The sequence below is a fragment of the Alteromonas sp. AMM-1 genome (assembly GCF_047290655.1).
Taxonomy (GTDB): Bacteria; Pseudomonadota; Gammaproteobacteria; order Enterobacterales; family Alteromonadaceae; genus Alteromonas; species Alteromonas mangrovi.
In genome coordinates, this window is record NZ_JBLBUE010000106.1 from 1 (window position 1) to 12,056 (window position 12,056).

Annotated in this window: 13 protein-coding genes; 10 read left to right on the top strand and 3 right to left on the bottom strand. The window is 48.6% G+C overall.

Annotated features, from left to right (window positions below; all coding sequences use genetic code 11):
- The 4 genes from ACLR2L_RS14525 to ACLR2L_RS14540 form a co-directional block, all read left to right on the top strand.
- Positions 1 to 885 (top strand): sensor histidine kinase (locus tag ACLR2L_RS14525; RefSeq protein ID WP_413369017.1); only part of this gene is annotated, 885 nt, incomplete at its 5' end.
- Complete coding sequence (locus ACLR2L_RS14530) at positions 879 to 1,232, top strand: cupredoxin domain-containing protein (protein ID WP_413369019.1); 354 nt, start codon at positions 879 to 881, stop codon at positions 1,230 to 1,232. The genes ACLR2L_RS14525 and ACLR2L_RS14530, both read left to right, overlap by 7 nt.
- Positions 1,222 to 1,971, top strand: coding sequence for a hypothetical protein (locus ACLR2L_RS14535; protein WP_413369021.1), 750 nt, complete (start codon positions 1,222 to 1,224; stop codon positions 1,969 to 1,971). Before ACLR2L_RS14530 ends, ACLR2L_RS14535 begins: the two co-directional genes overlap by 11 nt.
- A gap of 5 nt (positions 1,972 to 1,976) precedes the next feature.
- Positions 1,977 to 2,681, top strand: a complete 705-nt coding sequence (locus tag ACLR2L_RS14540; RefSeq protein ID WP_413369041.1) for a hypothetical protein — start codon at positions 1,977 to 1,979, stop codon at positions 2,679 to 2,681.
- A gap of 56 nt (positions 2,682 to 2,737) precedes the next feature.
- Here ACLR2L_RS14540 and ACLR2L_RS14545 read toward each other — a convergent pair whose 3' ends face one another.
- Together ACLR2L_RS14545 and ACLR2L_RS14550 are read right to left on the bottom strand one after the other, a co-directional pair.
- Positions 2,738 to 4,657, bottom strand: a complete 1,920-nt coding sequence (locus ACLR2L_RS14545; RefSeq protein WP_413369023.1) for a DUF3857 domain-containing protein — start codon at positions 4,655 to 4,657, stop codon at positions 2,738 to 2,740.
- On the bottom strand, positions 4,647 to 5,702 hold the full coding sequence (locus ACLR2L_RS14550; protein WP_413369025.1) for a hypothetical protein: 1,056 nt from the start codon (positions 5,700 to 5,702) through the stop codon (positions 4,647 to 4,649). Before ACLR2L_RS14550 ends, ACLR2L_RS14545 begins: the two co-directional genes overlap by 11 nt.
- A gap of 142 nt (positions 5,703 to 5,844) precedes the next feature.
- Between ACLR2L_RS14550 and ACLR2L_RS14555 the strand changes: the two genes are divergently transcribed.
- From ACLR2L_RS14555 to ACLR2L_RS14570, 4 genes are read left to right on the top strand one after another with little or no spacing between them, the layout of a single operon-like run.
- Positions 5,845 to 6,360, top strand: a complete 516-nt coding sequence (locus ACLR2L_RS14555; protein WP_413369027.1) for a TlpA family protein disulfide reductase — start codon at positions 5,845 to 5,847, stop codon at positions 6,358 to 6,360.
- On the top strand, positions 6,357 to 6,581 hold the full coding sequence (locus ACLR2L_RS14560) for a DUF4266 domain-containing protein (RefSeq protein WP_413369029.1): 225 nt from the start codon (positions 6,357 to 6,359) through the stop codon (positions 6,579 to 6,581). Before ACLR2L_RS14555 ends, ACLR2L_RS14560 begins: the two co-directional genes overlap by 4 nt.
- A complete protein-coding gene (locus ACLR2L_RS14565; protein ID WP_413369031.1) occupies positions 6,572 to 7,876 on the top strand; it encodes a DUF3570 domain-containing protein in 1,305 nt (434 codons plus the stop codon). Before ACLR2L_RS14560 ends, ACLR2L_RS14565 begins: the two co-directional genes overlap by 10 nt.
- Before the next feature lie 11 nt (positions 7,877 to 7,887).
- Entirely contained in the window at positions 7,888 to 8,808 is a 921-nt protein-coding gene (locus tag ACLR2L_RS14570; protein ID WP_413369033.1) for an FAD:protein FMN transferase, read from the top strand.
- A gap of 5 nt (positions 8,809 to 8,813) precedes the next feature.
- Here the strand turns inward: ACLR2L_RS14570 and ACLR2L_RS14575 are convergent, their stop codons facing one another.
- Complete coding sequence (locus ACLR2L_RS14575; RefSeq protein ID WP_413369035.1) at positions 8,814 to 9,758, bottom strand: hydrogen peroxide-inducible genes activator; 945 nt, start codon at positions 9,756 to 9,758, stop codon at positions 8,814 to 8,816.
- Between the two features lie 137 nt (positions 9,759 to 9,895).
- Between ACLR2L_RS14575 and ACLR2L_RS14580 the strand changes: the two genes are divergently transcribed.
- Together ACLR2L_RS14580 and ACLR2L_RS14585 are read left to right on the top strand one after the other, a co-directional pair.
- Entirely contained in the window at positions 9,896 to 10,552 is a 657-nt protein-coding gene (locus ACLR2L_RS14580) for a carbonic anhydrase (protein ID WP_413369037.1), read from the top strand.
- 16 nt (positions 10,553 to 10,568) lie between these two features.
- A partial coding sequence (locus tag ACLR2L_RS14585; RefSeq protein WP_413369039.1) for a SulP family inorganic anion transporter occupies positions 10,569 to 12,056 on the top strand: 1,488 nt, incomplete at its 3' end.

A 12,056-nucleotide genomic window follows, 5' to 3' on the forward strand; every position in this document is an offset into this window, starting at 1 on the left:
ATCAGTATTCCTATACTGGCTTTGTTACTTTACTGGGTGGTAAATCGCGGCGTACGGCCACTTCGCGCCCTGTCGGCTCAACTGGAAAACAAAGCCCGCAACAACCTCGAACCCATTGCGTTGAGCAATACACCAAACGAACTCACCACGGTTATAGACACACTCAATTCGTTGTTTTTAAGATTGAACAAGGCGTTTGAACGCGAGCAGTTGTTTTCTGCCAATGCCGCACATGAATTACGCACCCCATTAAGCGTATTAAAAATAAACCTGCATAATCTGCATGCCTCTGCCAGCCCCGGTAAAGACGAAATAGCCAAATGTCAGCGCGACACCGACCGAATGATAAGGGTAGTAAATCAATTATTGCTGCTAAGCCGCACCAATCCGGAAACGACCCAGGCCAATCTGGAAAGCGTGGAAATAGAATCCATGCTGCAAGAAATTATCAGCGAGATGTATGACACCATCGATGCCAAACAGCAGGCTATTTCGCTCAGCAGTTCCCCGTGCGTGCTGCAAGCCAATCCATTTGCCCTGCAAACTATGCTCAGTAACCTGATTGGCAATGCCAGTAAGTACACACCGGAAGGCGGTGAAATTGAGATCACCACACAGGTCTCGGCAGATGGCCTCGATATCCAGGTAGCCGACTCTGGGCCGGGTATTCCACCTGCCGATTACGAAAAAGTACTCACGCCGTTTTTTCGGGTGGCCAATACGCAAACACAGCGGCAGTCAGGCAGTGGCATTGGTCTGGCAATTGTGAATCAGGTTGTGATGTTACACAAAGGCAAGCTCAGTCTCGGTAAATCCAGATTTGGTGGATTAACCGTTACCATTACCCTGCCCCGGCATAGCTCAGCTCAGGAGCCGCTATGCTGAGACTCTTATTATCACTTTGCCTGCTTGTTATCAGCGTGGATGTCCTGGCGGCCAGACCCGAAGTAGTAGTCCGCATTAAGGACAATCTGTTTCACCCGGCGAATATCTATGTACCGGCCAACAAAAAAATCAAACTCACTATTGTTAACGAAGACGACGAACCAGAGGAATTTGATAGCTTCGCGCTCAACCGTGAGAAAGTGATTTTCGGCCAGTCGAAGGCGAATATTTTTATCGGGCCACTATCCCCTGGCCGTTATCCGTTTTTTGGTCAGTATCACCCTACAACCGCGCAGGGAGAAGTCATTGTTCTGGCGCCCGGCGAGGAGGCTCCCGATGCTAATTAACACGGTTATTTTAATGTTGCGCGACGCGCTGCCCATCGCCTTACTCATCAGTTTTATGTTACTGGCTTTTCGGGTTGAACACCGCTCGATATGGCAATTATCGCTTGCATCGCTGATAACCACAGCGCTACTGGTGTTTAGCCGAAACACAGTAAGCGACCTGTTCGACGGAACTGGCTATGAGTGGCTAACCGTAATGCTACTGGTTGTAGCTTACGTGTCTGCATTAGCAAGTATGAAATCACCCGTGCAGTCGCGCTATTTGATCCTGACAGCCGTCCCGATCATCAGTTTGCATGTCGCCGACTTTGCGTTATACCTGGTCGCCTTTGGCAGTCATTCCGAGCGCATTCCGGCCATTTTTATTGGCTCAGTACTTGGCAGTGGCATCAGCCTGAGTATTGCCATTTTATTGGTGGTGTTGCTTGCACCTTATCGAACTGGAGTGGCAATGCGCTGCTTGTGGATGCTGTTTATGGCGGCGCAAGCCTGTGATGTTATCCCGCAGTTACAACAAATTGGCGTACTCGATGAAACGTCGCCGCTTTGGAATAGCAGCGCACTGATTAGTGATGCCAGCGAATATGGACATTTGTTAAATGCATTGATGGGTTATGAATCACAGCCCGGTATAGCATATTTCGCTAGCTGGGTAGGTTTAGTGGTTGTAGCCCAGTGGTTTGCCCTGCGCAGTTATTTTTTACTTCGGCCTCGTGCCGCCGAAGGAGTATTTTCATGAGACTTATGCTTACTTTTCTTCTGGCCGGTGTGCTGCTGTTGCCTTTGCAAACCGTACAAGCCGAGCCGTCATCTGGTGTGGTTGACCGGGTTTACCATCCTTATATTTTGCCCTTCGAACGAGAATTGGAATGGCGTTTCATGTCGCGTCAAAACGAAGACGGCAACGAACTGTTGCAACGCATTGCTTTTGGTCATGCCTTGAGCGAAACCGTGATCGCCAAATTTTACGCAGTAGGATCGCGCGATGAACAACATGACGATTTTGGTTTGGAAGGCTATGAATTTGAAATTCGCTGGATGATGACGGAACAGGGTAAATACTGGGCGGACTTTGGCACCCTGTTTGAAGTAGAAAAATATCACAACGAAAAGCGCTGGGAAGTCACTACGGGTTTGGTCATGGAAAAAGAAATTGGCCCCACCAGCTTAACCGTTAACACCCTGTTGGTATATGAATGGGGAGATGTGCCCGACCAGGAACTTAAAACCCAGTTGCGGGTAAAATACCGTTATCGGTGGATGCCCCTGTTACAACCTGCTATAGAGCTCTATACCGGAGATGACTTTATTGGCATTGGCCCGGCTTTTATGGGGATAAAGCGCTTTGACAGCCGTCGCCAGTTAAAATGGGAGTTGGGTTTTATTGCCGCGGTAGATAGCGTGGTAAAAGATCACACGTTGCGTTTCTCGCTGGAATACGAATTTTAGCGCGGCACCAGGCCGCGCTTCATTGGCTAATTACTTCACAAAATTACTTCGCAAAATTACTTCACAACACCTTTAAAATTGATCGACGATTCCTGTACAAATACATCCAGAACATCATTAAATTCATCAATATCGGAATCAGCCAATGCCTTATGTGGCATAGTCAGACTGGTGGTAACTTCAAGCTGATTCGATTTCACCAGACGCACTGCTCTGGTTAACTCACCAAAACGGGTTTGCAGTTTGAGTTTGGCGGGTGGACTCTGCACTCTCCAGCCAGTTGGCAAGTACAGATTATAGGTAGAGCCAATTTGCAATCCCGGAAACGCATACCCATAAGGCGCTTCTGACAACTTCATCAACCCCAGTTCATAGCGCACCCATGCATCGTATTCTGTGAGCACGAATTCTTCTGCCACATCAAAATAAGGCGCAAACTCTGTGGTACTTTTTACCGTTACCGGTTCGCTGATTGAGTCAACGCCGCTTATATCAAATACGGGTTCAACACCACTCGCCACCACATCCTCGTACACTGATGTCAGCCATTTATTCTGCTCTTCACTGTTTTTACTGGCGAGGTTGCCGCGCATCGAACTGGCATACTCATCTTTAAATATCACCGTTGTTTGTTCGGTTTGCCCCCCACCGGTTGTATACCGGATATCGGTGGATTGCGTGACTTGCCAGCGGAATTCTGACTGTGGCAATAACGCAGGCTGAGCATCCGGCGTGAGTGGCAGCGACACATGCCCCTGAATCCAATCAGACAAATAATACCAGTCACTGTAAGCGTCGGTAGCATCCAAACAGAACTGCTCGCCATTCAACTCAAAACAGGCAACCGCGTGATCAAAATAATTCATGCCGGGCAGTGCCACTGGTGCGAGCGATGTCCGGTCTGTAGACACCAGTACCGGATATGCCTTCAACCCAATTGCGTTAAGCATGGCAACCAATACCACGGTTTTGTCTTTGCAATCGCCGTAGCGATTATAGATGGTTTCATCAACCGTATGCGGTACAATCGCGTGTCCGTTATCAGACATCGATACATAGCGGATATCTCTGGCAGCGAACTCGTGAATGGCCGAGATCTTTTGTTGCGTAGACATATCCTTCGTAATCAAGCCTTGCAGGGTTTCTGCCACCTTGGACTGGCTGTTCATTGCCTGTTTAAAGCCACGGTTCACACGGCTTATCATGCCGTTCCAATCTGGCGTAGTCGTCACCACAATCTGGCCAATTTGGTCCAGCCAGTTTACGTTATCTTTGGTAACTAATGCCGGCAATTGATTGCCTTCACAGAGCAGCGTGTGTGCGTCGCGGTTACACGTAAGTACGTCATTGTAGATGTTGTGGTTAAAGTAACTGCCATCCGCAGAATTCACTGACAAACGATAATAGTTAACCGGCGAAAACTGCTGCGGGAAATGGGTTTGAGACCAGTCTTCAATACCCTTGGTGCGATCGTGAGTTAAGGTAAACGACAACACCGAGATACCTTTATCCTGCAACCCGGGAAAACTAATAACCTTCCGCTTTCCGTCGGTAAAAATATTGTAACTGTCGTCTTCGATTTCTTTTATGTTGTCGTCTTTTACCCATGTGATCCGTCCATCTGGCGCAATCGAAAAGGCATTAATATCCGATACCACTTCAGAATACTGATTGAAATTCAGCGTTTCATATCCCGATTCCTGCACCAGTGCTTTGGTTGGATAGAACCAGGCTTTGGTTACCTGCGTGACTATCTTGTCCTGATAAATGGTGTGGCTTACGTCTGTATAGACTTTGGTTAATGACTCGGAGGAATAACTTTCCGAGGCGGCCATCCACTCTTTAGCCTTAGCGGTGAGCGCTGTTTTTGATAACGCCGCAGCCTGACCACTTGCACACAAGGCCATCAATGCAACCAGCCCGGACAGTCTGGTTGCCATTCTGGTAACCATAAAGAAAATTAGCTTATTTTTCATAACGAACGAGTCCTTGCGCCTGGCGGAGGAAACCCGCTTCCTGGTCTTTGTAAGTCAGCTTGGCTGCACTCATATAACCATACAGTTCGAAAATTTGATTATCCACGCGAATGAAGTGATGTGTCGCAATAGTGGGATCGCCCATACTGGTGCCTTTACACACTACAAAGGCTTCTACGTTTAACGAGCCAGGCGAGAAAGTGCGGTTTTCGGCACATTCCTTCACAGTAAAATCATCGTAATTTTGCCCAATCCGCCACTGGGTTAAATCCGATAATGTGTAATCGTCATCGTGCTCAAACGCAATGAAATACTGGAAATCAAGCGGGCCAGCAATCTCAAACAAACCACTGCCATCTGAAAAGGTGCCAATTTCGACTTTGTGCCAGTCGGCCTCAACTACGGTAAGCTCTATAGCGTGCTTTTCGTCGCTGATCACCGTATTTGTGGCGAGTGGCGCAACTTTCGCCAGGTAGGGCGATATCACCATGCTATATCCGATATACAGCACAAAGGGCACCCCCACCACCACCAGCGGCCAGTGCCACCAGGCATAACCGGCATAATAGCGACGTTTGGGATTAACCACTTTCTCACGCAATACATCCATACGCGCGTTTAACAGTGCAAAACAGACAGACCAAATCACCAGAACCAACAAAACCCAACCTATATGGATTTCAACTCTTCGTGAAACGGCAAAAAACAATCCTGAGCCACAGGCAAATAACAACCAGGAACGCTCCTTCCATTCACTCCAGCTTCGCAGGTTGTGTGATTGTTCCGCCTCGTCAATGGCATTCAGTAAGCGAGGAAGCATTATAAGCTGAGCTATAAACACAATAGGCACCAGAAACCAGGCCCAGGGTTTGAAATCTTTGTTAAACGCGTGCTTCAGATCATTGGTGGCAGTAACGCACCAGAAGCAGGTGTAAATACCAAACGTACAAAAGTGAAGCAGAAACTCCAGCAAAAAATGTCGACGGGGTTTGATTGCAGGCAATGTGTCGGCATCAATTGCCAACGGTGCAGTTGTGTCAGTCACCTCTGACATCCTTATCATTATTAACCACTTAACGATTTATACCAGATGGCTACAGGGATGAAAACAGAAATCGCCAACACATAAGTTTTCCTTAAGCTTCCACTTTTACACTCAGTTTAATTGTAAATATTGAGGATGTTATATGCGTCAACTACCAAGGATCGCCCGCAGGTTAAGTGTGTCACTGGCATTATGTGCCACCCTGCTTACTACTGGCGCAATGGCCAACCAACCCGCACCCGATGTGCCATTAGCCATGGCAGACGGCCAGCATCAGTTAGCTGATTACCGTGGGAAGGTAGTGTACCTGGATTTCTGGGCCAGTTGGTGTAAACCCTGTCAGCGCTCTTTTCCATGGATGAATGCCATGCAGAACAAATATGCCGACAGGGGGTTTACTGTGATTGCGATTAACGTGGACACCGAACGCGAGCTTGCCGATGCCTTCCTGGCTGCTATGCCCGCAGAATTCCCGGTAGCATTCGATCCGCAAGGCAATGCGCCGGCGCTGTATCGCGTACCCGGTATGCCAACCAGTTATCTTATTGACCACACAGGTCAGTTACGCCTGGCACATCAGGGCTTTCATGTACCAAAGCAAGCCCAGTACGAACAGGAAATTGTGGCCCTGATTGAGGAAATGGAGTCATCAAAATGAAACATAAATTAGTCTATGTATCGGTGTTAGTTGCGCTAAGCCAGCTTGGCGGTTGTGCGTCGTTAGGTGTGCAACCCTGGGAGCGGGATTTGTTGGCAAAAGACGAAATGGCGCTGGGTGCTGAAGGTGTCGATTTGGGGCTGGACGACCATATTTACTTCAGTAAGGAAGCCACAAGTGGCGGGCGTTCATTTGCGGGAGGCGGCTGCGGATGCAACTAAGTAATAAAGGCAGTATTGCTGCCGCTTTAGCCAGTGCAACCTGTGCATTGTTAGGGCAATCCCAGGCGCATGCTGAAACCGATTCATCGGTACTCAAAGACTGGAAATTCGACACTGCTATTTTGTACTACGGTGAAACTGACCGCGTTAGCTTGGCAGAAGGTGTGGTAAGTGCCACCAAAACCAATAGCGATGACAGTATTTTTAACGTAAAACTGGTACTGGATACCCTTACCGGTGCGTCGGCCAACGGTGCCGTGGCACAACCAACCGTGCAAACTTTCTCACGCCCTTCAGGTAAAGATTCGTATCAGGTTGCCGCGGGTGATACACCGCTTGACGATACCTTCCGCGACACCCGTGTGCAGGTTGCTGCATCGTGGATGCAACCGTTTGCGGATACCTGGCGCGGTACTGCGGGCTTCAACGTGTCCCGCGAATACGACTATATGTCGCTGGGGGTAAATGGCTTACTGGAAAAAGACCTGTTTCAGCGCAACACTACACTGTCGGCCGGATTGTCTTATCAGTTCGATAGTATTGATCCGGTTGGCGGTAAGCCGACGCCGTTATCCAGCATGATAGTACCAGCAGATGACGACTACGACGATGAGTTTGAAGGTGAGGACGACGATCACGGCGCTAAAAATGGCAGTGATGACAAAACAACTCTGGATATGTTGTTTGGTGTCACTCAGGTCATCACCCGTAGAATGCTTATGCAATTTAACTACGGACTAAGCATTGTAGACGGCTATACCACTGATCCTTATAAAGTATTAAGTGTAATAAACACCAACGGTGTTACCCAGGATATTGTGTATGAGAACCGTCCGGATTCGCGTACTAAGCACTCATTCTTCTGGCAAACTAAGTATGCGTTGGACAACGGTGTGGTTGACGTGTCTTACCGCTATGCAACGGATGACTGGGAAATCGACTCGCACACTATCGATTCGCGCTTGCGGTTCAATTTGTCGGGTAACAGCTACATTCAACCGCACATTCGCTATTACCAGCAATCGGCTGCCGATTTCTATCAGCCTTATCTGAATCAGTCTGCTGACATGCCGATGTATGCCAGTGCAGATTACCGGGTAGGTGAAATGACTGCATATACCGTAGGCTTGAAGTACGGACGTACATTAGAAAACGGTCACGAATGGGCTGTGCGGGCAGAATACTATCAGCAGGATCCGAAAAATGCCGGATTTGAACAACCTGGCGTGCTGGCTGATTTAGATCTCTACCCCAGTGTAAAAGCCGTTATACTGCAGTTTAATTATCACTTCTGAACACTGTGAATATGGCTAAAAAGGCGTTACCGGCGGCTACACCGCCGGTTTCTGTTTCCAAACAATCGGATTTTTGTATTGGCCGGTTCGATGCTATGGCCAGCCCATGTGAAATTCTGATTGAAACCCGTGATGAGCAGCTTGCTCGCACAATAACACTGCTGGCAGCGGTAGAAGCCAGGCGCATTGAACACAAATTCAGCCGTTACCGGCCAGACAGTGTGGTTAGCAAGATAAACACCGCTCAAGGTCGCCCCATACCTGTTGACCTCGAAACCCACCGATTACTCGCGTTCGCTGAAACCTGTTTTCAGTTGAGTGAAGGTATGTTTGATATTACCTCAGGCATATTGCGAAACGCGTGGAAATTTGACGGTTCCGACAACGTGCCCAACGTGCGGCAGATCAAACCCTTACTATCGAAAATTGGCTGGCAACATACCAGGCTAAGCGATACTACCTTTACCCTCCCCGAGGGCATGGAAATCGATTTAGGCGGCATCGGTAAGGAATACGCGGTAGACAAAGTCGCTGACGCCATAAAGTCAGGTTATAGCGGAATATCCGTTGTAGTGAATTTTGGCGGTGATATTCAGGTTACTGAACGGCGTAAACATGACCAGCCCTGGATGATAGGTATCGAAAATCCGGCTGCAGCGGCTGGCGTAACCGATACCATCGTAAAAATCTATCAGGGCGGCCTGGCGACTAGCGGCGATGCCCGGCGTTATTTACTCAAACACGGCAAACGCTATAGCCATATCCTGAACCCGTTTACCGGTTATCCTGTGATTTCCCCCCCTCGCTCCGTTACCGTTGCAGCAGAAAACTGCACTCAGGCGGGCTTATTAGCCACACTGGCCATGTTGCAAGGTAAACATGCCGCTCAGTTCCTTGCTGAACAAGGGTTAACTCACTGGATCTATAACTAAAATAATCAACCGTCGGATACCTGTACTGCGTGACTCAGTGATTCGCTGACAATCTGGCGAATATGATTGCCCAGTTCCCGGAAGAAAATACGCCCCGGCGCGGTATTTCGCCAAATTAAATTGTGCTGACGAACAATGGGTTTGTCTTTCAGTTCGCACACATGCAGCTCGTCCGGCCGGTGTAATTCAGAATGAACGTATAATCCGGGCAAAAACGACACCCCCATGCCCATAACCACCATTTGACGCAAGGTATCCAAACTGGTGCCTTCGTAATCCCGTGCTAGTTGAGCACCGATTTCGCCGCAAATATCCTGCACCTGGTGGTGAAAATGGTGAGTATCTTCCAGTGCCAGTACCGTTTCACCACGGATGTCCTCTGGTTCGACATACTTACTGCCAGCTAACGGATGATCGCTCGGCATGACAAACTTGAGTGGCTCAACAAAAAGTTTGGATACGATGAGCTGCGATGACTCCTGTGAATAAGGTGAAATGATTAAATCGTAATCACCATTAAACAATCCCTGTACCAATTGCGATGGTGCCGCTTCCCTCACGTAAAACTTAAGTTTAGCAAATCGCCTGTGCAACTCCGGCAAAATAAATGGCAGCAAGTAAGGTCCTAATGTAGGTGGAATACCCAGCCGGTAAGTGGTTTGCGCGCCCCCCGCCAGATCTTTTGCTTTTTCTTCGAAACGCAATGACGCTTGAATAGTTTCTTCCGCAAAAGGTAATAGTACCCGCCCCTCAGGCGATAACAGGGTGCCACTTCGCGAGCGTTCAAATAGCGCAAGCCCCAGTGACTTTTCCAACGCATTAATTTGCGCTGTTAACGTGGGCTGACTAATACCCAATAGCTGGGCCGTGCGCCGATAACTTAAATTTCGCGCCAACGCGCAAAAGTAACGCAATTGTGTATTGGTCGCACTCTTAGATCCTGATGTCATACCCAGCTAATTCTTTTAGATTCATTTCAACTAATAGATGAAGACTATCACGAAGTAAGCTATATTTCTATTAGCCTATCAGGTAAAACTACAGCGTTGTTTTAAAAATGTTAATGAATTTATTTAGGAGTGACTAAATGGAACATGTAATTTCTGGCGTCGCTAAGTTTCAGAAAGAAGTTTATCCCGGTAAAAAAGCGGCTTTCAAAAAGTTAGCAAACGGCCAAAATCCGGAAGTTTTATTCATTACCTGTGCTGATTCCCGTATCGATCCAAACCTGGTAACACAAAGTGAACCAGGCGATCTGTTTATCTGCCGCAACGCAGGTAACGTTGTGCCGCCACACAGTAATCAAACCGGTGGTATGACTGCGTCAATCGAATTCGCTGTAGCCGCTCTGGGCGTTAGCCATATTGTGGTGTGCGGACACTCAGACTGCGGTGCCATGAAAGGCGCAATCAACACTGAAGCCCTCACTTCATTACCTCACGTAAAAGAATGGCTGGGTCATTGTCGTGTAGCAACCGAAGTAGTTAAAGAACGCTGTGGTTGCAGCGAGTTGAGTGCTGAAGAGCATCTGCTAATGGTAACGGAAGAAAACGTAGTACAGCAGTTACAGCATTTGCGCACACACCCTGCAGTAGCAGCAAAAATTGCTACGGGTCAGGTAAAATTACACGGCTGGTTTTATAATATCGAAACCGCTGCAGTAACTTGTTATGACGAAGCACTCGGCAAGTTTGCGCCGATGAGCCAAACCTACGCAAAAGAATTGAAGGCGCACAATCAATAATAAGTAGGAGTATTAAATGAAAAATTTACTCGCGAACGTTAGAGGCGACATTACCGGCGGAATTACCGCTGGTATTGTTGCTTTACCACTGGCACTTGCCCTGGGCGTGGCATCGGGCGTTGGCCCGATGGCTGGCCTGTACGGTGCGATTGCCGTTGGATTTTTTGCCGCCCTGTTTGGTGGCACCCCCTCGCAAATTTCTGGCCCAACCGGCCCAATGGTCGTGGTGTTAGCTGGGTTATTCGCCAGCCTGTCTGGCGACGTTGAATTGATTTTTACCGCCGTTATGCTGGCGGGTATTTTCCAGGTAGTCTTTGGCTTCCTGGGCGTCGGCAATTATATTCGTTTGGTACCCTACCCGGTTATCTCTGGCTTTATGACCGGTATCGGGGCCATCATTATCATCCTGCAAATTGGCCGCTTATTAGGTCATGAACCACCGGGTGGCACACTGGGTGCGTTAGGCTACCTGCCAACTGCACTGGCCGATATTAATTTCTCTACACTTGCTTTGGGTGTTGGTACGCTGGTTATTGCCTACAAATGGCCACCTAGTCTTGGCAAATACGTACCGGGAGCACTGGCGGCGTTGATCATTGGTACGCTGGTGAGCTTGTTTGCCTTTGAAGTGCCTGTACTGGGCAATATTCCAACTGGCCTGCCGAGCTTGCACTTGCCTGTATACAATCAGGAAAAACTGCTGTTAGTCCTTGAAGCAGCATTCATTCTGGCTGTGTTAGGTGCGATTGACAGCTTGTTAACCTCACTGGTAGCAGACAACATGACCCGAACCCGCCACGACAGCAGCCAGGAGCTGGTTGGTCAGGGCATTGGTAACGCTGTGTCCGGTCTTATCGGTGGTATTGCCGGTGCCGGAGCAACCATGCGTACGGTTGTAAACATTCGCAGCGGCGGTAAAGAACGCTTATCAGGTATGATTCACGCCTTGGTACTGCTAGCCATTGTCATGGGCTTAAGTCCGTTAGCCAGTGTTATCCCCCATGCGGTACTTGCCGGTATTCTGGTGAAAGTAGGCCTTGATATTGTGGACTGGAGCTACATGAAACGGGCGCATACTGGTCCACGCTGGGACTTTGTGCTAATGCTGTTGGTATTGGGTCTTACTGTATTTGTCGATCTTATTACTGCTGTAGGTGTGGGTGTAGTGCTGGCTGCATTGGCCTATGTTCGTCAAATTGCGCAACTGCAAATTGAAGAACTCGGTAAAATGCCTGAGCAGCTCAATGATCCACAAGAAAATGCCTTACTTGCGAAAGCCAAAGGCAAAGTGAATATTTTCAGCTTTGGTGGGCCGTTGAGTTTTGGGGCGGCCGCAGATCTTGGCCATCACGTTCGTGAAAATGTGAAACCCGGTTCTCAGGTACTGATCCTGGACTTCTCCCGTGTGCCTACTATGGACGTGTCAGCGGCCATGGCAGTAGAAACGGTAACTTCGGATGCCAAGGCATCTGGCCGCAAGCTGTTTGTCAGCGGTGCTAATGAA